This window comes from Stenotrophomonas sp. 109824_Sma (assembly GCF_056480025.1).
The window spans coordinates 3,881,750-3,902,653 of the sequence record NZ_CM151078.1 but is presented as its reverse complement, the minus strand read 5'-3'; the positions used below and the strand labels follow the sequence as shown (position 1 = coordinate 3,902,653).

The window sequence follows — 20,904 nt, the reverse complement described above, 5'->3', positions numbered from 1 at the left end:
GTCTCGACGATGGATGTCGATGACGTGTGAAGTGACGCAATTTACCTAATACGGCAGCAAGAGTGATGTGCCGTCGTCATGAAACGTGACCCGCATCGCTCCGGCAGGGTACCGCCGGAGCGATCCGGTTCAGGCTCAGGCCTTGCTGTCGAGATGGCGCTGATGCGCCTCGATCAGGATCTGCTTGGCCTCAGCGGCGCCGCCCCAACCGTCCAGCTTGACCCACTTGCCCTTCTCCAGGTCCTTGTAGTGCTCGAAGAAGTGGCCGATGCGCTCCAGCCAGTGGCTCGAGACCTGGGCGATGTCTTCGACGTGGGCATAGCCGCTGAAGATCTTCGAGACCGGCACGGCCAGGATCTTCTCGTCGCTGCCCGCCTCATCGCTCATCTTCAGCACGCCGACCGGGCGGCAGCGCACGACAGAGCCCGGCACCAGCGGCAGCGGCAGCACCACCAGCACGTCGGCCGGATCGCCGTCGCCACACAGGGTGCTCGGCACGTAGCCGTAGTTGCACGGGTAGCGCATCGGGGTGGAGAGGATGCGGTCGACGAAGATCGCGCCGGTTTCCTTGTCCACTTCGTACTTCACCGGCTCCGAGTCCTTCGGGATCTCGATGATGACGTTGATTTCTTCCGGCGGGTTCTTGCCGGGCGAGACGAGTTCCAGACCCATGGTGTGCTCCAGGTGGGGGATGTAGACGGATAGCTCACCATTTTATGCCTTTGCCGGGCGCTGTGCAGGGGGAGGGCACCGACCTGCTGGCGCGGCAAGGCCTGACGGGTCGCACCGGCCTTGGCCGATGGGGCCGCGAGGTGTGCCGGCGCAGGCTGGACGCCCATTCCCAAGGAGTACTGCCGATGTCCTGGTATGCCCGATGCATGGCAGCCGTGCTGTTGCTGGCGTCCCTGCCTGTCTTCGCCCGCGGCCTGCACGTGGACCTGATCGATTACCCCCGGCCCGAGGCCAATTGGGAGCGTGGCTACGGGCTGAAGGCCGCCTTGGCCAGGGAGTTCGACCGGCTTTGTGCCGATACCTGGTGCGAAGGTGAGTACAGCAACTACCGGGTGATGGAGTTCCGCTGCGCGGTGCTGGCTCATCGCGGAACGGTGCAGCGATGCGCCTGGGTGGTGGTGGCCAGCGAGCTGGCCGTGCAGGGCGATACGGGGGAGGTGCAGGTCGACAATGGCCGCTGGGCCTGTCCGGTGGAGCTGGGGCCGGGCGTGGCTGTAGAAGCCTTCCACGCTTCGCTGGAAGCGCCTGATGGTCTGACCGCCGCCCTGCCTGGCCTCGACCATGGCCTGTTCGACGCGCTGCCTGACTGCATCCGGAAGACCGGGAGGGTGGGCTGATGCGCATCTTCCCGGCACGATGGCTGGCCTGCGGGCTGCTGATGGCAAGCGGCGCCCAGGCGACCCCTCAATTTGTCGATGCCCGTGACCATCCCGATCCGGCGGCCGGCCGTGAGCGCTTCCTTGCCGCTGAGCGCCTGTTGGTGCGCGGCTTCGACGATATCTGCGGCGATACCTTCTGCGAAGGGCAGTACTACAACCTCCGGCCCATGCGCCTGCGCTGTTCGGTGCATCGAGCCTCCGGCGTCGTGGGTAGCTGCATCTGGACCTTCGCTGGAAGCTATACCCAGGTGCAACAGACCGGGCAGATCGACGTCGACCATGGGACCTATGCCTGCGTGCTCCCGCTTGCACCTGGAACCCGTCTGGCCGAGCTGCTGGGTGTGTGGGATGCAGCAACCGGGTACGACGCCCTGCATGCGACGCTGCCGGGCACCCGGACCCATGTCTATGACGGATTGACTGAATGCCTATGATCCTGAGGATGATGCGAACGTGACTGATTCGCATTAACGGAGTAGCATGCGCGGCGCCCCCGTCTGTCGTCCCGGCTCCGCGCATGTCCTCCAATGCTGCCTCCCTCACCGAACTGCTGATCCGCGAGCGGCCAGCACTGCTGCGCCGGGTGCAACGCATCCTGGGGGGCGACAGCGGCGCCGAGGACGTGATCCAGGCGGTGTGGTTCAAGGCCCGCAGGGTCGATGACAGCCAGGCCATCGACAATCCGCGCGCCTATCTGTACCGGCTGGCCGTCAACCTGGCCACCGACCATGGCCGCGAGTCGACCCGGCGCAACCGCCTGTTGGCCGATCACTACCTGTGGGGGCCGGACGAGGTGATCTCGACCGAGGAGCAGGCCATGGCGCAGGACGAGCTGCAGCGGGTACTCGACGCGGCTGGCCATCTGCCGGAGCCGACCCGCACCATCTTCCGGCTCAACCGCCTTCAGGGCCTGACCCAGGCCGAGATCGCGCGTCGCCTTGGGGTATCGGTGACCACGGTGGAGAATCACGTACGCACCGCGCTGCAACGCCTGGCCTGGGCCCGCAGCGGTCGATGATCGCGCCAGCTTGGGGCTGGCCTTCGCGCAAACGTCTTGATCACTGGACCGTGGATGCGGTCTAGTTCCCCCGCCCGCGCTTGAATGCGCCTGTCCGCCAGCCGATGAGCCCGCCGAACATGCTGCCCGCCGCCAATGACGATGCCCTGGCCGAACAGGCCCGGGGCTGGATCGCGTGGCTGGCCTCGGGCGATATCAGCGACGCGCGCATGCAGGCGTTCGAACACTGGCTGCAACAGCCGGGGCACCGCAGGGCGTTCGAACACGAGCGCGCGCTGTGGCGCAGCGTCGGGCCGCGCGCGCAGCCCGCGCGCGTGGATCGTCGACGCGCGCGCCGACTGCGTTGGGCCATGGCTGCGGCAGCAATGCTGGCGATGCTGGTGGCATGGCCGGAGGCGTGGCTGCGCCTGCAGTCCGATCACCGCAGCACGCATCAGGTGCAGAACGTGCTGCTGCCCGATGGCAGCCGTGCGGCGCTGGATGCCGACAGTGCGATTGCGGTGCGCTTTGATGCGAACGCCCGCCAGGTCGAGCTGCTGCGCGGGCGTGCCTGGTTCGAGGTCAGTCCGGATGCGCAGCGACGTTTCAGCGTGCGCGCCGGCAATGGCGTGGTCGAGGACATCTCGACCGCCTTCACCGTGGCGCGGGGCCATGACCAGGTGGAAACCCAGGTCGGGCAGGGCAGGGTACGGGTGGCCAGCCCGGTTGACGGTGGCTGGACCTACCTGCAGCAGGGCCAGCGTGCGGCCTACGGTGAACACAGCGGTGTGAAGCGATTGGCGGACGTGGCGGCCGACAGCGTCGGCGCCTGGCGTCAGGGCGAGCTGCTGCTGGAACAGGCCCGCGTCGCCGACGCGGTGCAGTGGGTGGGGCGCTATCGGGCTGGCCCGACCTTCGTGCGTGGTGATCTGTCGCACCTGCCGGCGGTCAGTGCGGCATTGCGCATCGACCGCCCGGAACAGGCGCTGGATGCGCTGGCCGCGACGGCCGGATTGCAGGTGACCCGGCTGCCGCTCGGCGTCGCCATCGTCCATCGGTAGATCGACGCCATTCTCCCTGTGCCGGCCAACGGTCGGCACCCACCACTGCAAGCAGCCGAGCAACCGTAGGTACCTGCCGCGACTGCAAATCCCCTTGGGGTTGCCACGCTTTCATCCGTCTTACTCCGCGAACGTACCCGCCGCCGCCACGTACGTCGCCGTGTCCGCCCGTGTTGCGGATGACGCCGCGTTCGCGGCACCGATTACCTGACAGGTTTCCCCATGTTCGACTCCCATCGTCCGGGCCGCGCGCTGCGCCCGTCCCGCCTGTGCATCGCGTTGCTGGCGGCCGGCCTGGCCAGTGCTGCGCCGTCCGTACTGGCGCAGAGCGCCAGCGGCGACCACGCTGCCGTGCAACGCTTCGATATTCCGGCGCAACCGCTGGATGACGCGCTGCGCAGCTACATGCGCCAGTCCGGCGTGCAGGTGGTGTACCCCGCATCGCTGGCGCGTGGCGTAACCTCGCGCGCGGTCAGCGGCAGCCTGTCGGCCAACGAGGCGTTGCAGCACCTGCTGCAGGGCAGTGGCCTGGCGGTGCGCCAGGTCAGTGCCGATGCGGTCACTCTGGAAGCGGCGACGTCGGCGCAGGCCGGGGACGGCGTGATTGTCACCGACACGCTGAGCGTGGCCGGCGACCGCGTCGACAGCGGTGCGACCAGTGATGAAGCGCGCCTGCTCGACAGCTACCGCAGCGTGGGCTCCACCACCACGCTCAACCGCACGCACCTGGAGCGTTTCCGTGGTACCTCCAACGGCGACATCGTCAAGGGCGTGGCCGGTGTCACGGCTGGTGATCCGCGCGTGGGCAACGGCTTCGACGTCAACATCCGTGGCATCCAGGGCCAGGGCCGCGTGCCGGTGATCATCGACGGTGGCCAGTCCAGCATGGATACCTACCGTGGCTATGCCGGCCAGTCACAGCGCACCTACCTCGACCCGGACCTGATCTCCAGCCTGACCATCACCAAGGGCCCGAGCCTGCAGGCCAATGCCTCCGGCGGCATCGGCGGCGTGGTCGAGATGGAAACGCTGAAGATCGGTGACGTGCTGCGCGAGGGCCGCGACTTCGGCGTGCGCGTGCGCGGTGGCCTGGCCAATGGCAGCGCCAACAACCTGCCGTCCTACAGTGCCGCGCCACGTACCGATCGCAGTGCCACCGGCAGCCAGTTCTTCAACGTGGCCGCCGCAGGTCACTGGGACCGCTTCGATCTGGTCGCTGCCTACGCCTACCGCGACAACGGCAACTACTTCTCCGGCCGCCATGGCTACGACGACTTCCCGCAGGACCGACGCACGCTGGCACCGCTGAATCCGCCGCGTACCGAGGTGTTCAATACCTCCTCGCGCTCGAAGTCGGCGCTGCTCAAGGGCACCTGGCGCATCGACGACGCGCAGACGTTGGAGGCCGGCTACCGCCGCTACGAAGGTACCGCTGGCGAGATCATGGCCTCGCAGATCATCCGCGTGGATCGTGACCGCATTCCGCAATGGGATCCGGGCCATGTCGACATGGACAGCTACAGCCTGCGCTACCGCTTCAACCCGGACAGCGAACTGATCGACCTGCGCGTCAATGCCGCGTACACCGACACCGACAGCGTGATGTACAACAGCCTGACCGGCATCACGCCGTGGTACTTCGACCGCCGCACCGAGTGGTATGACGCGCCCAGCTTCAGCGGTGACCCCGGCTACAAGGATGCCTACCGCAATCCGCTGCGGCAGAAGCGCTTCGGCCTGGATGCCAGCAACACGTCCAGGTTTGATACCCGTGCCGGTGCGTTCACGCTCGACTACGGCCTGTCCTACAGTGACGAAGACATCGCGCCGGGCAGTTCGGGGCCGGTCATGCACGACGACCTGGTCAACAACCGTTTCCTGCGCAACGCCGAGCGCAAGGAATACAGTGCCGTGGCCTCGCTGAAGTGGCAGCCCGACGAGCACTGGGAGCTGCTGGCCGGTGGTCGCTGGAACCGCGTGGATGTGCATGACCGCAACCGCCTGGCCACGCCCGATGCCTACGAGGTGCAGGGCCAGTACCGCTACACCGAACTGCTCAATGGCAACCCGGCGCTGCCGTCGTGGCGCGCCAAGCGCATCGCGCTGCTGAACTGGTATCCGGATGCCAACGGCAACTTCACCCAGGCCTCGCTGCTGGCCTCGCCGTACAAGAAGGGCACAGTGGGCGACATCGCCGGCTGGAACTTCTACGACGCCGGCAAGCCGCAGGACCTGGAAGTGCCGGTCAGCTGGAGCTGGTCGCAACCGATCCGCCGTCGCGACAGCGCGTTCTCGCCGACCGCCAGCGTGGCCTACCGCTTCAACGAAGACACCATGGTCTACGTGAAGTACGCCGAAGGCACCAAGCTGCCGAGCCTGTTCGAGACCACGCTGGGCCTGTTCACCGCCGCCAAACCGGTGGGCGAGCTGAAGCCGGAGCGCGCGCGCAGCTGGGAAATCGGCGCCAGCACCATCCGCTATGACCTGTTCACCGCCGGCGACCGCCTGGCGCTGAAGCTGGCGTATTTCGATACCCGCATCGACGACCTGATCACCCGTGACTACCGCACGCTGTCGGCCGGCCTGATCCGCAACGTCGACCAGTTCAAGGTCTCGGGCATGGAGTTCCAGTCCAGCTATGACAGCGGCAAGGTGTTTGCCGATCTGTCCGCGCACTATTACTTCAAGGCCAAGACCTGTGCGCCGGACATCGCCGCCGAGCGCCGCGCCTATGGGGCGCAGCGCAAGAATGGCGAGCTGGCCAACACGCCCAACTGCGTGGACGGCGGCTTCGAGGGTTCGTACACCAATACCCAGAATCCGCCGCGCTATATGGTCAACCTGACCCTGGGCTCGCGCCTGTTCGACGAGCGCCTGACCTTCGGCACCCGCGTGGTCCACAACGCCGGTCCGATCAGCAAGCTGGACAAGGACTGGAACGTGGGCCTGTCGGCGATCCAGCAGCTGTACCGGCCGAACACCCTGGTCGACCTGTTCGCCAGCTGGAGCTTCAACGACCAGCTCTCGGTGGAAGCGGGCGTGGACAACCTGACCGACCGCTATTACCTGGACCCGCTGGCCCTGGGCGTGATGCCGGCCCCGGGCCGTACCGCACGGTTGGCGTTGACCTGGAAGTACTGATCGTCGGGGTCGGATCCCTTTCCTTGGGGAAAGGGCTCTGACCCCAGCGGGAGACAACGGTAGCGCCGGGCCATGCCCGGCGCCTTCCTCCAGGCAGTTACAGCCCGGTCGCCGCCTTCACCGCATCTTCGTGCAGCGACTCGTTCAGCTCATCCACCACCGTGGTCCATGCCGCATCGGCTTGCAGCGACTCGGACAGGAACTGGCGCTGGGCATCGTTCCAGTACGGTGCCTCGACCACTTCCACATCGGTGGCCAGCTGGTGCTCGCGGATGAAGCGGGCGATGCCCTCGGCGCTGGCGTCCAGGCCCAGCTGCAGGAACAGGTTGGTCATGCGCGGTTCGGTGGTGATCATCGTCGGTTCCTGCGGGAAGAAGGGATGCGCCATTATCGGTGCACATGGCCTTGGGGAAAGCCCCATGGCGAACGTCTACAGCAGGACGACCCCCTTGGCATCCCCCGTGAACGCACACATCGCCCCTGAAGACAGCCGCAGCCTGCGGCTCAAGGCCGCCACCCGCGACAGCCATGGCGCGCTGGACAAGCGCATCATGGCCGGCGACATCTTCGCCGACCGCAGCAACTTCGCCCGTTTCCTGCGCGTGCAGTACCGCTTCCATCGCAGCATCGATGCGCTGTATGCCAACCCTGCGCTGGATGCACTGCTGCCGGACCTGGGCGAGCGCCGCCGCCTGACCCAGGTCGCGCGCGACCTGCAGGACCTGGAGCAGACCCTGCCGGCGGCCGACATCGCACCGTTGCCGTCCGATCTTGAGCTGCCCGCCGCATTGGGATGGCTGTATGTGGCTGAAGGCTCCAACCTGGGCGGCACCATTCTGTACAAGATGGCTGCCAAGCTCGGCCTGGATCGTGATTTCGGCGCCCGCCACCTGGCCGCGCACCCCGATGGCGCCGCGCGCCACTGGCGTGAGTTCACCGCCGCGCTGGACGCGGTACCGCTGAGTGCCGAGCAGGAGCAGCAGGTGATCGACGCCGCCGACGCCGCGTTCCGCAGCGTGCACGGCCACGTCGAAGTGGAATTCGCTTGATGCACCGCGCCCGCCCGCAGGCGCAACGCTGATGCGCTGGCTCTGGTTCGCGCTGGGCTGGCTGATGGTCGGCCTCGGGGTGATCGGCGCGCTGCTGCCGGTGATGCCGACCACCATTTTCCTGATCCTTGCCGTGGGCTGCTTCGCGCGCAGTTCGCCGAAGTTCGAGCAGCGCCTGCTGGCGCATCCGCGCTACGGCCCGTCGCTGCGGCTGTGGCGCGAACAGGGCGCGGTGTCGCGCAAGGGCAAGGCGTTCGCCAGCGCCGGCATGGCAGTGGGCTTCGCGCTGTTCTGCTGGGGCGCGCACCCGTCGTGGCGCCTGCTGCTGGGCGTGGGCCTGTTCTTCGCGGTCAGTGCCGGCTACGTGCTCAGTCGGCCCGCACCGCGGCTGGAGCCCAATCCGGTCGTGGAAGTGGACGACGCCAATGATCCGCGCGCGGCCCGTCGTCGCGCCGCGCCCCCTGATGCTGATGGAAACCGAGACGATGCTGCCTGCTGACCTGGCCCCCGTGGCTGCTCCTGCACTGACCCCGTGGGGCATGTACCTGGCCGCCGACGTGGTGGTGAAGACGGTGATGATCGCGCTGGCACTTGCCTCGCTGGCCACCTGGACCGTGCTGCTGGCCAAGGGCTGGGAGCTGGCCCGGCAGGGTCGGCAGCTGCGTGCAGCGCGCGCGCTGTTGCTGCAGGCGCCAAGCCTGCCCGGCGGGAGCGCGGAGGCCAGCCTGCAGCAGGGCACCGCACTCGCCATGCTGGACGCGACGCGAACCGAGCTGCGCCTGTCGCAGGAGCTGGATGGTCGCGACGGCATCAAGGAACGCGTTGCCTCGCGCCTGGACCGCATCGAACTGGAAACCGCGCGCGTGCAACGGCGCGGCATCGGCGTGCTGGCCAGCATCGGCGCGGTGGCGCCGTTCGTCGGCCTGTTCGGCACGGTGTGGGGCATCATGAACAGTTTCATCGGCATCGCCCACAGCAACACCACCAACCTGGCGGTGGTCGCGCCCGGCATCGCCGAGGCCCTGCTGGCGACCGCGCTGGGCCTGGTCGCGGCGATTCCCGCAGTGCTGGTCTACAACCATTTCAGCCGCGTGCTGGCTGGCCTGCGTGGGCTGCTCGGCGATCTGTCGGCGGCCGTGCAGCAGCTGGTCTCGCGTGATCTCGATCGTGCCGTGCCGCGTACCGCAGCGGCACCGCTGCGTGCGGTGCACTGAGGCACGACGATGGCGATCAGGACCGCGTCCGACCGTGACGATGCACCGGAAGAAGCGCACGAAATCAACGTCACGCCCTTCATCGACGTGATGCTGGTGCTGCTGATCATCTTCATGGTGGCCGCACCGCTGGCCACCGTGTCGGTACCGGTGCAGCTGCCGGCCAGTAGTGCCAGCGCCACGCCGCCGGAACAGGCGCCGGTGTACGTGACCGTGCAGGCCGATCTGTCGGTGCGCGTTGGCGAGCAGCCGGTGGCGCGCGACGGGCTGGCCGCTGCTTTGCAGGCAGCCACGCATGGCGATAGTGCGCAGCGCATCTTCCTGCGTGCCGATACCCGTGTGCCCTATGGCGAACTGATGGCTACCCTGGACGCGCTGCGTGCAGCGGGCTACCTGAAGGTGGCGCTGGTTGGCCTGGAGCAGGGCGCACGATGAGTGGACTGCGGCGCTGGGCGACCAGCCTGGCGATCGTGCTGCTGGTGCATGCGCTGTTGATCGGCGCGGCCTGCTGGTGGGCGGCGCGCGCACCGGCGCTGGCTGCGACGGCCCCACCTGCGGCGCTGATGCTGGAACTGGCGCCGATGGCACAGGCACCGCCGGTGCCGCCGCGCGAGGTCGCGACCGGGCCGCTGCAGCAGCAACAGCAGCGGCAGGCGCCGACGCCAGCCGTGCGTGAACAGCCCAAGGCGCCGGTGCAGCCGCAGGGTGACCTGCCACCACCGCGTACACCGGAGCCAACGCCGTCGCCGGATACCGCCGAGGCCAATGTCGCGCAGACCAGCGCACCGCCGCAGGTGGCTGCTGACGCGGCCGCACGCTACACCGCACCGCAGACCACGGCGGGCGAGCGCAGTCGTGCCGAGGCGACCTGGGAAGGGCGCCTGCTCGGGCACCTGCAGAAGCACCGGCGCTATCCGCGCCAGGCCGAGCGGCTGCGCCAGCAGGGCGTGGTCTACGTGCGCTTTGCTGTGGCCCGCGATGGCGCGGTCTCCGCACTGACGCTGGGCCGCAGCAGTGGCTTCGCGCTGCTCGACCAGGAGACTCTGGATACCGTTCAGCGGGCCAGCCCGGTACCGGCGCCGCCGGCCGAAGTGGCCGGCGACCCGGTGGAAGTGGTGGTGCCGGTGTCGTTCTTCCTGCGCGGGCGTTGACCAGCCGTGGGGTCGGATCCCTTTCCGCAGGAAAGGGCTCTGACCCCATCGGGCATCCCATCCACGCATGGCGTGGATCTACAACAGCGGCACCAGCAGCAGCGCCACGATGTTGATGATCTTGATCAGCGGATTGATTGCCGGGCCGGCGGTGTCCTTGTACGGGTCACCGACGGTATCGCCGGTCACCGCGGCCTTGTGCGCTTCGCTGCCCTTGCCGCCGAAGTGCCCATCCTCGATGTACTTCTTGGCGTTGTCCCAGGCGCCGCCACCGGTGGTCATCGAGATGGCCACGAACAGGCCGGTCACGATCGTGCCGATCAGCAGCCCGCCCAGTGCCCGCGGCCCCAGCAGCAGGCCGACCACCACCGGTACCGCCACCGGCAGCAGCGACGGCACGATCATTTCGCGGATCGCCGAGCGGGTCAGCATGTCTACCGCCTTGTCGTACTGCGGCTTGCCGGTGCCCTGCATGATGCCGGGGATCTCGCGGAACTGGCGCCGCACCTCTTCCACCACTGCACCCGCCGCGCGGCCGACCGCTTCCATCGCCATCGCACCGAACAGGTAGGGGATCAGGCCGCCGATCAGCAGGCCGATGATCACCGTGTGGTCGCTGAGGTCGAAGCGGAACTCCTGGCCGGGATTGGCCGCCTGCAGGTTGTGGGTGTAGTCGGCGAACAGCACCAGTGCGGCCAGCGCCGCCGAGCCGATTGCATAGCCCTTGGTCACTGCCTTGGTGGTGTTGCCCACCGCATCCAGTGGATCGGTGATGTCGCGGATCTCCGAGGGCAGCTCGGCCATTTCGGCGATGCCGCCGGCGTTGTCGGTGATCGGTCCATAGGCATCAAGGGCAACGATCATTCCCGCCATCGACAGCATCGCGGTGGCGGCGATGGCGATACCGTACAGGCCGGCCAGCGCGAACGCACCCCAGATCGCCGCACACACGGCCACCACCGGCAGCGCGGTCGACTTCATCGAAATGCCGAGGCCGGCGATGATGTTGGTGCCGTGGCCGGTGGTCGATGCCTGTGCCACGTGCTGCACCGGCTTGTACTGCGTGCCGGTGTAGTACTCGGTGATCCAGACGATCAGGCCGGTCAGCACCAGCCCGATCAACGCGCAGCCGTACAGCGCCATCGGCCCATGCACGTTGTCACTCATCAACCCGGTGGTGATCGGGTAGAACGCAATGGCGGCCAGCACGCCGGAGACGATCACGCCCTTGTACAGCGCGCCCATGATCGAACCGCCCGGCTTCACCTTGACGAACAGCGCACCGATGATCGAGGCGATGATCGAGACGCCGCCCAGCACCAGCGGATACAGCACCGCATTGGCGCCTGCCTCGGCCAGCATCAGGCTGCCCAGCAGCATGGTGGCGATCACGGTCACCGCATAGGTTTCGAACAGGTCGGCGGCCATGCCGGCGCAGTCGCCGACGTTGTCACCGACGTTGTCGGCGATCACCGCCGGATTGCGCGGATCGTCCTCGGGAATGCCGGCTTCGACCTTGCCGACCAGATCGGCGCCGACGTCGGCGCCCTTGGTGAAGATGCCGCCGCCCAGGCGCGCGAAGATCGAGATCAGCGAGGAGCCGAAGGCCAGGCCGACCAGCGCGTGCAACGCCTGTTCCATCGGCAGGCCCATCCGCAGCAGCACCGCGTAGTAGCCGGCCACGCCCAGCAGGCCCAGCCCGACCACCAGCATGCCAGTGATGGCGCCGCCGCGGAAGGCGACGTCCATCGCCGCGCTGATGCCGTGACGCGCCGCCTCTGCGGTGCGCACGTTGGCGCGTACCGACACGTTCATGCCGATGTAGCCGGCGGCGCCGGAAAGCACCGCGCCGATCGCGAAACCCATCGCGGTGTACCAGCTGAGGAAGATGCCGACCAGCACGAACAGCACCACGCCGGCGATGCCGATGGTCAGGTACTGGCGGTTGAGGTAGGCACGCGCACCTTCCTGGATCGCGGTGGCGATCGCGATCATGCGCTCATTGCCGGTGGGTTGGCGCAGGATCCAGCGCGCCGAGACGATTCCGAACAGGATCGCGAGAATGGCGCAGCCCAGCGCCAGTGACAGCCCGTGACGTTCCAGCATTAGACCCCTCCGCAGAATGGATGTAGGCATCCAGTGGCGATGAACGGCACCACGAGGGGGACGACGGGCTGCAGCCTGGAACCAACCCGTACCGACCTTGGTGGTCGTCCGACGTATGGCGGTGTTCAGCATTCCCTGGTGCCCGCAGTATGCGTGCACCTGCGCCCGGATGGTAGCGCCGGGCCATGCCCGGCGAGCGCGGTGGCTGCTCGATAGATGCGCCTTTGCACCCCGTTAAGCCAGCCTCTGCAAGCCTGCGCACAGCCCCGTAGGAGATCCCCCATGCGCCTGTCCCTGTTGATGCTCGCCGCCCTGGTCCCGGCTGTGCCGGCACTCGCCGCAGAAACCCCGGAACTCCAGCGCGCAGTGGGCGCCCCCCAGGCCGTGGGCGCGGTGCATACGCTGCGGCAGATTCCCGAGGCCTGCGCGCGGCTGGAAGGTGCGTTCACCGGCGATGCCGCTGCGCCGTACCGCTTCTCCGCCGTGCGTACCAGCGAGCAGTGCCAGCCACGTGCACGCTTTGTCGACTACACCAAGGCCCAGCCGAGTGCCGACAAGGGCTGGAAGCTCAATGATGTGATCCGCGTGCCCAACGCCGCGTGCCCGGCGCAGCAGGCGGTGGTACGGGTGTGGCGCCTGCCGTCGAGCAACAAGGTCGAGCTGGATGGGCAGGGCCAGTCGCGCATCTATCTGGAAGAGGCGAAGAAGCAGGCGGCGGCCGGCCAGATTCCGCAGGTGACGATGTTCGCCGCGGAGCTGCAGATGGAAGGCAAGGCCTGCAATTGAGGCCGTCCAGTAGCGCGCATCCACGCATGGCGTGGATCTACTTCGCTGCGCATCGGTAGTGCCGGGCCATGCCCGGCGGGCAACCTGGTAGTGCCGGCCGCTGGCCGGCAACCCTGCCATCATCACTCCGCCAGCTTTGCCCCACGCGCCACCAGCAGCTCGCGCAATGCCCTGCGGTGGCAGTGCGCTTCATCCTCGCAGTAGCACCCCACGCTGATGTCGCTGTGCTGCGACATCGCGGCCAGAAGGTCCAGCGCGTGGGCGGCATCGGGCGCCTTCATCTCGGCCTTGTAGTGGCGGAAGAAAGCAGTCCAGTCGGCGGCGGTCTTCGCTTCATGCGCCCGCTTCACCAGCTCCGCGCTGGGTGACAGGGTCGGAAACCAGACGTCGTACCAGTCCTGTCGGGCGAACTCGCTGCGTGGCACGCCGCGCGGCGGGCGCCTGACGGTGCCGATACGCAGTCCCTCGCCGGGTTGGCGCGGCGTACCCAGTCGAACAACACGCAGTGCCATGATGATCTCCAGGCGGGGCATCCATCATCCTGCGATGCACGTGCGCCAAGCGTGAACCGCTGCGGGAATGAAAAGGCCCGGGCACCTGCGCACCCGGGCCTTCGCTCAAGCCGGCAGCGGTCAGTTGCCGCGGCAGTCCTTCAGCCACAGCACGCGGCCGATCTGGTCGTAATTGTCGACCACGCCGGTCAGCGTGACTTTCTCGCGCGGGCGCAGGGCCAGCGCATACGCGGCCTGGTTGGCTGCGAACGAGCAGGAAATGGCCACGCGCTCAAAGTCGATGCTGCCATCGCTGGGCAGGTCGAAGCTGGTGTTGTAGGTGCCGCCACTGCGCAGCACGGTGGTGATGCGACCGGTGATGGCGTAGGTCTTGCCCTTGTAGCGTGGCTCGATCGCGGCCGGGTTGTCCTTGTTCTGGTTGCGCAGCTGGAAGCCGAAACGGTCGGCGGCAATGGTCACCACCGACGCCTGCGGAGTGGCCTTGGCCGCCTGTTCGCCAGCCTTGCCCGGCTTGATCTGGTTGAGCAGCTTGCACATTTCTTCGCGCACGCCGTCGGCGGGGGCGATGGCGCCCTTGTTGACCTTCACCACCATGCCGACGGTGCCCTGGCCGCCTTCGGAGGTGGCGCTGATGATCATCGGAATCGGCTTGTGGGCCATGGATTCCGGCTCTTCGATCAGCATCGAGCCGCCTTCCACGTCCTCGCTGAGGACGTCCATGTTGGCGTTCTTGGCGATCACCCGCATCTGGCCGATGGCACTGGCCACGGTCAGGTCCGGATGGGTGACCGATGAAGTGAAGGTCGTGCCGACGAAGGGATTGCCCTTCTTCTGGAAGTTGCTTTCGCAGGTCGCAGCGAAGGCCGGCGTGGCAGCACCGCACAGCAGCGCGGCGATCAGGATCGGGTGCTTCATGGTTACAGTCCTTGTGGAATGGCAGCACAGGCCCTGGCCTTGCAGGCCGGGCGGCGTCGAATCTGGCTTGCGTCGGCCCCTTTGCCCCGGGCCGGAGCCCGATTGTGGGGTGCTTCGGCGGTCGCCGCAATGCGCCCCGTGCTCCGCACAGGGCGCAGGTGCACCTCAGCCTTCGAAGGCCGGCAGCTTCTGCTTCACCGCCACGTTCTTCAGGGTGACGTACTTCGGCAGGCCATCGGCGCCATAGGGAAGCGGTGCCTCGCCCTTGATCAGCGGCGACAGGTAGGCGCGTGCCTTGGCGGTGATGCCGAAGCCATCGCGGCGGATGAAGCCGGCCGGCATTTTCTTCTCGTGGTTGGCGATCTTCGACAGCGGCGCCGCTTCGATCTTCCAGCGATAGGGCGCATCGCTGCTGCGCACGATCACCGGCATCACGCCGTTCTGGCCCTTCAACGCCAGCTGCACGGCGGCCTTGCCGACTGCCTGCGCCTGCTCCCAGTCGGTCTTGCTGGCCAGGTGGCGGGCCGAGCGCTGCAGGTAGTCGGGCAGGGCCCAATGCACCTTCAGGCCCAGCTGGTCCTTGACCCGTGCGGCCAGGTGGGCAGCCACGCCGCCCAGCTGCGAATGGCCGAATGAGTCCTTGCCGCCACCGGCGTCGGCGACGAAGCGGCCATCGGCGGTCGCGATACCTTCCGACGCCACCACCACGCAGTAGCCGACGCGCTCGACCACGGCCTTCACCCTGGCCAGGAACGCGGCCTCGTCGTAGGCGCGCTCGGGCAGCAGGATGATGTGCGGCGCTTCGTCATCACCGTTGCCCGCCAGGCCGGCGGCCGCGGCCAGCCAGCCGGCGTGGCGGCCCATCGCCTCGTAGATGAAGACGCGGGTGGAGGTCTCGGCCATCGCCGCCACGTCCAGCGCCGCCTCGCGCACCGAGACGGCGGTGTACTTGGCCGCCGAGCCGAAGCCGGGGCAGGTGTCGGTCACCGCCAGGTCGTTGTCGATGGTCTTGGGCACGCCGATGCAGGTCAGGTCGTAGCCGGAGGCCTTGGCCAGCTGCGAGACCTTCAGCGCGGTATCGGCCGAATCGTTGCCACCGTTGTAGAGGAACCAGCGCACGTCGTGCGCGCGCAGCACCTCCAGCAGGCGGTCGTAGCGGGCGCGGTCGGCGTCCAGCGACTTCAGCTTGACCCGGCACGAGCCGAAGGCGCCGCCCGGGGTGTGGGCCAGCGCGCGGATGGCCGCGGCGCTCTCCTTGCTGGTGTCGATCAGCTCCTCGCGCAGGGCGCCGAGGATGCCGTTGCGGGCGGCCAGGACCTTGATGCCCTTGGCCCGCGCCTGCTCGATCACCGCTGCCGCCGTGGCATTGATGACGGCGGTGACACCGCCGGACTGGGCATAAAGGAGAGTACCGTTGCGCATGCTGCTACCTGCTCGGGGGAGGGGACATTGCAGGGACATTACCCGGATGCGGTAAAGTGGCGCTATTGCGGTGCAGCGATACCGGACCGTCCGGGACGCGAACCTTCTTTGTTTTCAACACGTTGGAGTCAGGTCAATGCGATTGGTTCTGTTGGGACCGCCCGGTTCGGGCAAGGGGACACAGGCGACGCGCCTGAAGGAAAAGCTGGGGATCGCCCACATTTCGACCGGTGACATGCTGCGCGCGGAAATCGCCGCCGGCACGGAGCTGGGCAAGCAGGCCAAGACGGTGATGGATGCCGGCAACCTGGTGTCGGACGACATCCTGCTGGGCATGCTGGAGTCGCGCCTGACCCAGGCTGATGTCGCCAAGGGCTTCATCCTCGATGGCTACCCGCGCAATGTGGCCCAGGCCAATGCGATGGACGGCCTGCTGGCCAAGATCGGCCAGCCGCTGGATGCCGTGGTGCAGCTGGACGTGGCCACCGAGCTGCTGGTCGACCGCATCGCTGGTCGTGCCAAGGAGCAGGGCCGCGCCGATGACAATCCGGAAGCGGTGCGCCAGCGCCTGCAGGTCTACAACGACCAGACCGCCCCGGTGGTCGATTTCTACGCCGGCCGTGGCACCCTGGCCCGCGTCGATGGCGTCGGTGAGCTGGACGAGATCGAAGCCCGCATCCTGGCGGCGATCAAGGCCTGATCCGGCTGGGCCGGCGCGAACTGCCGGCTCATCGGGCGCAAAAAAACACAGGCCTGGTCCGCGAGGATCAGGCCTGTGTCGTTTGATAGGCGCCAGCGAAGGGCTTGCTCAGGGCCCCGCAGCATGAGCTCCCTTGGGGATGGCCTCTTGGGGAGTAGGACCGGTTCGGGTACTGCGGCTGGCAGTTCGAATTGTGTCCGGGTTCACAGAACATCGCTATCGGGAATTCCCTGACAGCTGATTGGAGTTTTCTCACATCCCGTGTAGGGGTTGTCTTACCCGGGATCGGACATTGGCCCTATACAGCAGTCATCGGTCACAATCCTCGGTCATGAGCAGCGTACATATCCTTGCAATCGCCGGCACCTTCATGGGCGGCGTGGCCGCCCTGGCGCGGGAACTGGGCCACTCGGTCAGCGGCAGCGACCAGGCCATCTACCCACCGATGTCGACCCAGCTCGAACAGCTGGGCATCACCCTGGACCAGGGCTACCGCGCCGACAGCGTGCCGGCCGGCACCGACGAGGTGGTGATCGGCAACGCGCTGTCGCGCGGCAATGCCGCGGTCGAGGCCGTGCTCGATGCCGGCCAACGCTACATTTCCGGCGCCCAGTGGCTGTCCGAGCAGGTGCTGCCGGGGCGCGACACGCTGGCCGTGGCCGGCACCCACGGCAAGACCACCACCACCACCATCCTTACCTGGCTGCTGGAAAGCGCCGGGCGATCACCGGGCTTCCTGATCGGCGGCGTCGCCGAGGATTTCGGTGTCTCCGCCCGCGTGGGCCAGGGCCGCGAGTTCGTGGTCGAGGCCGATGAGTACGACACTGCCTTCTTCGACAAGCGCAGCAAGTTCGTGCACTACCGGCCGCTGGTGGCCATCCTCAACAATCTTGAATACGACCACGCCGACATCTTCCCGGACGTGGCGGCGATCCAGCGCCAGTTTCACCACCTTGTGCGTACGGTGCCGGCGCGTGGCCGCCTGATCGTCAACGGCGAGGATCAGCATCTGGCCGAAGTGCTGGCGATGGGCTGCTGGACCCCGGTCGAGCGCTTCGGATTCGATCCGTCGCTGGAATGGCATGCCGAACTGCTGGTCGCCGATGGCAGCGCGTTCCGCGTGCACCATCGTGGGCAGGCGCTGGGCGACGTGCAGTGGTCGCTGCTGGGCCGCCACAACGTGCTCAACGGGCTCGCCGCGCTGGCCGCCGCGCATGCAGTGGGCGTGGCGCCGGCCGAGGTGATTCCGGCGCTGGCGCGCTTCCGCAGCGTCAAGCGCCGCATGGAAGTGATCGGCAGCCATGACGGCATCACCGTCTACGACGATTTCGCCCATCACCCGACCGCAATCGCCACCACGCTGGAAGGCCTGCGTGCCAAGGTGGGCGATGCGCGCATCGTGGTCGCGATGGAACCGCGCAGCAACTCGATGCGGCTGGGCGCGCATGCGCAGGCGCTGGCACCGTCGCTGGCGTTGGCCGATGAAGTCGTCTTCCTGCATCGCCCGGAACTGGCTTGGGATGCCGCTGCGGTGATCGCCGCGGTGCGCGGTGAGGCGCACGCAGTGCCGGACACCGGCGCATTGCTGGCGCAGCTGCAGTCCAGCGTGCGCAGCGGCGACCACGTGGTGTTCATGTCCAACGGTGGCTTCGACGGCGCCCCGCGCCGCTTCCTCGCCGCGCTGCAGGCCCGATGAGCGTCGACAGCCTGCTGCCGCTGTTTCCGCTGCACACCACGCTGGTACCGGGTGCGGCGGTGGGCCTGCGCGTATTCGAGCGGCGCTATCTGGACCTGGTCCGCGACAGCGGCCGCAGTGGTGAGGGGTTTGGTGTCTGCCTGATCCTCGATGGCGAGGAAGTCGGCGCACCAGCGACACCGGCGGCCTATGGCGTGCAGGTGCGCATCGAAGACTTCGATGTCGGCGCCGATGGCGTGCTGCAGCTGCGCCTGCGCGGAACCCGCCGTTTCCACGTCGAGCATACCCGCGTGCGCGACAACGGCCTGGTGGTGGCCGACGTGCGCTGGTGCGAGGAAGACCCCGACGACGAACTGCGGCCGCAGCACGCGCTGCTGGCCACGGTGCTGGGGCACATCATCGAACAGGCCGGCGAGGCCTATGCGCCGGCCAACCCGGCGTTGCTGGACCAGGCCAGCTGGGTCGGCTGGCGGCTGGCCGAGCTGTTGCCGCTGAGCGAGCAGCAGCGCCTGCAGCTGCTGCAGATGGACGACCCGCACCAGCGCCTGCAGCAGTTGCTGGGCTGGATGCCGTAGCAGGTAAACGCCAACCAAGGTTGGCCACTACCAGAGCGCAGCGGAACCGGTAGATGCCAACCTTGGTTGGCAGCTTTCATCCGAAGCGCCAACCAAGGTTGGCGGCTACCAGAGGAGCGCCGGCTCCATCACCGCATGGTCTTCAACCGCAGCACCGGCAACCCGGTTTCGCTGTGCACATCCTCGCGCTGCGGCAGGTCCTGCACGGCGTCCTTCACCGCGTTCAGCGCCGGATCGACGCCACGCAGCGGGTGCCACATGCCGATCCACTCGAAATGACGCTCGTAGCGCAGGGTCTGCGCGCTGCCCAGCCATAGCGGCGTGTTGCCCGGTTGCAGCTGGGCCGGCGCCGGCCACAGGCGCAGCACATAGCGCTCATCCGGCTTCGCACCCTGGCGCACCATCAGCAGCGCTTCCACGCGCGTTTCCAGCGTGGCCGGCAGCACCGGCAGTTCGTCGGCACCGGTGTTCTTGTCCAGCATCAGCAGCGCCTCCTGCCAGCCGGCCTGTTCCTGCCGCTTCCAGCCGCGTGCTTCCAGCTGCGCCTGCAGCGGCGCCAGCGGGCCCGCCACCTGCACGTCCAGCGGCCAGCGCTGGTCGTCGTCGAACTCGTTGCGGCGCGCCGGCAGCTTCGCCCAGTCGTGCTGCCACCAGGCCTGCATGTCCATCGCCTGCGGGGCCGGCAGGGTCGGCTCGAAGCGTTCCAGCTTCACCGGAATATGGCGCGGTGCGTACCACATCGCGGCGACGGCGAAGACGCCGTAGAACAGCCAGGCCACCGGCTTCACCCAGAACGAGCGGTTGAAGCGGCGGCGGTAGGCGATGCCCAGTACCAGCAGCCAGAACGTGCCGAACAGCATGCCGCCGATCACATCGCTGAGCCAATGCGCGCCCAGGTACAGGCGCGAGAAACCGATCAGGCTGACCACGATGCCCGACACCAGGTACGGCCAGACGCGGGTGCGGCCCGGCATCTCGCGGGCGATCAGCACCGCGAAGAAGCCGAAGGTGATGGTGGCCATGGTCACCGACACCGACGGGAAGCCGAAGCCACTGCTGGCATCGATCGGTCGCACCACATCAACGGTGGCACCGAGCAGCATGGTCAATGCCAGGCCGAAGGCGAGGGCGGCCAGCCAGTGCGCGGCCGCCATCCAGCGCCGGCGCCAGATCAGGTAGCCCATCGCCGCCGCGGTGGCCGGCAGCAGTACCTGCCAGGCGCCCAGCGACGCCAGCGCGGCCATCGGGTAATCGGCCAGCGGATTCCGCAGCGCCAGCATGGCCTGGTGCACCAGCAGGTCGATCGCCAGCGGTTCACCGTGCGCGACCACCACGGTCAGCAGTGCGAACCAGCCCCAGCCCAGCACCAGCAGCATCAATGCCAGCATCGCCAGCGGCACCGACTCGCGGCGCTTCGGGTCCAGCACACCGACGGTATAGCGGCCCAGTGTCGGGTGGCGGTTGGACCAGTCCAGCAGGCGCGCCAGCCAGTTGTCCATGCGCGCGGCCGACCAGCGGTAGCCGTACAGCACGATGGCCCAGACCAGGCCGAGAATCACCGCCAGCAGGCCCACCACCACCACCAGTCGCCCGGCCACCGCAGCCACCGCGTCGTAGGCCTCGCCAAGCACCCAGCCCGGTGCCAGGAACAGCACCGCCCACGAAATGCTGGCGATACCACTGGCCTGCATGTAGCGGCTGGCGGGCATCTTCATCATGCCGGCGATGGCCGGCACGAACGGGCGGATGGCGCCGACGTAGCGTGCGATCAGGATGCTCTTGAAGGCATTGCGGCGGAACAGGTTCTCGCCGCGGTCGAGCAGCTGCGGGTAGCGGCTGAACGGCCACACGCCACGCAGGCGGTCGCCCCAGCGGCGGCCGATCCAGTAGCTGATGCCATCACCAGCGAACGCACCCAGTGCCGCCGCCGCCACCGCATACGGCCCGGAGATCTGGCCCAGGCCGATGAACACGCCCACTGCGAACAACAGCGGCAGGGCCGGCACGATGGCACCGAGAATGATCACCGCATCGCAGAAGGCGATGAGGAAGATAACGGCACCCGCCAGCACGGGGTGAGCGGCAATCCACGCGAGGGTGGCGTCGATCCATGAAGAGTCCATTGCCCGATTATAGGGGCGTGAAGGTGACTGGTTCCCAGCCGCTTCGTGACCGTTTGCAACGGGCG

General features: G+C 67.7%; 21 protein-coding genes. 14 read left to right on the top strand and 7 right to left on the bottom strand.

From position 1 onward, the window contains the following. Positions 1-135 precede the first annotated feature (135 nt). Positions 136-672 carry an inorganic diphosphatase gene (ppa, locus tag ACZK1G_RS18340; RefSeq protein WP_005410935.1) on the bottom strand — a complete coding sequence of 179 codons (537 nt, stop codon included), beginning with the start codon at positions 670-672 and terminating at the stop codon, positions 136-138. Between the two features lie 185 nt (positions 673-857). On the opposite strand from ppa, the gene ACZK1G_RS18335 reads away from it, so the two are divergent. The 5 genes from ACZK1G_RS18335 (at position 858) to ACZK1G_RS18315 (ending at position 6,590) form a co-directional block, all read left to right on the top strand. Then, positions 858-1,349, top strand: coding sequence for a hypothetical protein (locus ACZK1G_RS18335; RefSeq protein WP_049446604.1), 492 nt, complete (start codon positions 858-860; stop codon positions 1,347-1,349). Next, positions 1,349-1,825 (top strand): hypothetical protein, encoded by a 477-nt coding sequence (locus ACZK1G_RS18330; protein ID WP_101766036.1) that lies wholly within the window; start codon positions 1,349-1,351, stop codon positions 1,823-1,825. The genes ACZK1G_RS18335 and ACZK1G_RS18330 overlap by 1 nt, the downstream gene beginning before the upstream one ends. An 83-nt stretch (positions 1,826-1,908) precedes the next feature. Beyond that, complete coding sequence (locus ACZK1G_RS18325) at positions 1,909-2,409, top strand: RNA polymerase sigma factor (RefSeq protein ID WP_101766035.1); 501 nt, start codon at positions 1,909-1,911, stop codon at positions 2,407-2,409. A gap of 104 nt (positions 2,410-2,513) precedes the next feature. After that, on the top strand, positions 2,514-3,449 hold the full coding sequence (locus ACZK1G_RS18320; protein WP_101766034.1) for a FecR family protein: 936 nt from the start codon (positions 2,514-2,516) through the stop codon (positions 3,447-3,449). Between the two features lie 222 nt (positions 3,450-3,671). Continuing rightward, positions 3,672-6,590, top strand: coding sequence for a TonB-dependent receptor (locus ACZK1G_RS18315; RefSeq protein WP_101766033.1), 2,919 nt, complete (start codon positions 3,672-3,674; stop codon positions 6,588-6,590). Between the two features lie 97 nt (positions 6,591-6,687). Here ACZK1G_RS18315 and ACZK1G_RS18310 read toward each other — a convergent pair whose 3' ends face one another. Then, a complete protein-coding gene (locus ACZK1G_RS18310; RefSeq protein WP_006390068.1) occupies positions 6,688-6,945 on the bottom strand; it encodes a DUF2789 domain-containing protein in 258 nt (85 codons plus the stop codon). Between the two features lie 106 nt (positions 6,946-7,051). Here ACZK1G_RS18310 and ACZK1G_RS18305 point away from each other — a divergent pair, with 106 nt between their 5' ends. From ACZK1G_RS18305 to ACZK1G_RS18285, 5 genes are read left to right on the top strand one after another with little or no spacing between them, the layout of a single operon-like run. Beyond that, positions 7,052-7,639, top strand: a complete 588-nt coding sequence (locus ACZK1G_RS18305) for a biliverdin-producing heme oxygenase (RefSeq protein ID WP_101766032.1) — start codon at positions 7,052-7,054, stop codon at positions 7,637-7,639. A gap of 31 nt (positions 7,640-7,670) precedes the next feature. Continuing rightward, on the top strand, positions 7,671-8,138 hold the full coding sequence (locus tag ACZK1G_RS18300) for a YbaN family protein (RefSeq protein WP_101766031.1): 468 nt from the start codon (positions 7,671-7,673) through the stop codon (positions 8,136-8,138). Further along, on the top strand, positions 8,125-8,853 hold the full coding sequence (exbB, locus tag ACZK1G_RS18295) for a tonB-system energizer ExbB (protein ID WP_101766447.1): 729 nt from the start codon (positions 8,125-8,127) through the stop codon (positions 8,851-8,853). Before ACZK1G_RS18300 ends, exbB begins: the two co-directional genes overlap by 14 nt. A gap of 9 nt (positions 8,854-8,862) precedes the next feature. Next, positions 8,863-9,288, top strand: a complete 426-nt coding sequence (exbD, locus tag ACZK1G_RS18290; RefSeq protein ID WP_101766030.1) for a TonB system transport protein ExbD — start codon at positions 8,863-8,865, stop codon at positions 9,286-9,288. Then, positions 9,285-10,004, top strand: a complete 720-nt coding sequence (locus ACZK1G_RS18285) for an energy transducer TonB (protein ID WP_101766029.1) — start codon at positions 9,285-9,287, stop codon at positions 10,002-10,004. The genes exbD and ACZK1G_RS18285 overlap by 4 nt, the downstream gene beginning before the upstream one ends. Before the next feature lie 78 nt (positions 10,005-10,082). Here ACZK1G_RS18285 and ACZK1G_RS18280 read toward each other — a convergent pair whose 3' ends face one another. Beyond that, positions 10,083-12,110: a sodium-translocating pyrophosphatase gene (locus ACZK1G_RS18280; protein ID WP_049446588.1), complete on the bottom strand. Its 2,028-nt coding sequence runs from the start codon at positions 12,108-12,110 to the stop codon at positions 10,083-10,085. 282 nt (positions 12,111-12,392) lie between these two features. On the opposite strand from ACZK1G_RS18280, the gene ACZK1G_RS18275 reads away from it, so the two are divergent. Further along, positions 12,393-12,896 (top strand): hypothetical protein, encoded by a 504-nt coding sequence (locus ACZK1G_RS18275; protein ID WP_049446586.1) that lies wholly within the window; start codon positions 12,393-12,395, stop codon positions 12,894-12,896. A 122-nt stretch (positions 12,897-13,018) separates the two neighbouring features. Here ACZK1G_RS18275 and ACZK1G_RS18270 read toward each other — a convergent pair whose 3' ends face one another. The 3 genes from ACZK1G_RS18270 to ACZK1G_RS18260 all read right to left on the bottom strand — a co-directional run bounded on the left by ACZK1G_RS18270 (position 13,019) and on the right by ACZK1G_RS18260 (position 15,745). Then, positions 13,019-13,408: a DUF488 domain-containing protein gene (locus ACZK1G_RS18270; protein WP_049446624.1), complete on the bottom strand. Its 390-nt coding sequence runs from the start codon at positions 13,406-13,408 to the stop codon at positions 13,019-13,021. Between the two features lie 120 nt (positions 13,409-13,528). Continuing rightward, a complete protein-coding gene (locus ACZK1G_RS18265; protein WP_049446584.1) occupies positions 13,529-14,323 on the bottom strand; it encodes a hypothetical protein in 795 nt (264 codons plus the stop codon). Positions 14,324-14,488: 165 nt separating this feature from the next. Continuing rightward, positions 14,489-15,745: a 6-phosphofructokinase gene (locus tag ACZK1G_RS18260; RefSeq protein ID WP_049446582.1), complete on the bottom strand. Its 1,257-nt coding sequence runs from the start codon at positions 15,743-15,745 to the stop codon at positions 14,489-14,491. 136 nt (positions 15,746-15,881) lie between these two features. Between ACZK1G_RS18260 and ACZK1G_RS18255 the strand changes: the two genes are divergently transcribed. From ACZK1G_RS18255 to ACZK1G_RS18245, 3 genes are all read left to right on the top strand, one after another. Then, complete coding sequence (locus ACZK1G_RS18255; protein WP_014038375.1) at positions 15,882-16,445, top strand: adenylate kinase; 564 nt, start codon at positions 15,882-15,884, stop codon at positions 16,443-16,445. A 331-nt stretch (positions 16,446-16,776) separates the two neighbouring features. Beyond that, on the top strand, positions 16,777-18,141 hold the full coding sequence (mpl, locus tag ACZK1G_RS18250) for a UDP-N-acetylmuramate:L-alanyl-gamma-D-glutamyl-meso-diaminopimelate ligase (protein WP_049446580.1): 1,365 nt from the start codon (positions 16,777-16,779) through the stop codon (positions 18,139-18,141). Beyond that, positions 18,138-18,716, top strand: coding sequence for an LON peptidase substrate-binding domain-containing protein (locus tag ACZK1G_RS18245; RefSeq protein WP_049446578.1), 579 nt, complete (start codon positions 18,138-18,140; stop codon positions 18,714-18,716). Before mpl ends, ACZK1G_RS18245 begins: the two co-directional genes overlap by 4 nt. Before the next feature lie 128 nt (positions 18,717-18,844). On the opposite strand, the gene ACZK1G_RS18240 is transcribed toward ACZK1G_RS18245, so the two are convergent. Next, the gene (locus ACZK1G_RS18240) at positions 18,845-20,839 is read right to left on the bottom strand and encodes a bifunctional DedA family/phosphatase PAP2 family protein (protein WP_049446576.1); all 1,995 of its coding nucleotides are present in this window, start codon (positions 20,837-20,839) and stop codon (positions 18,845-18,847) included. Positions 20,840-20,904: the final 65 nt, after the last annotated feature.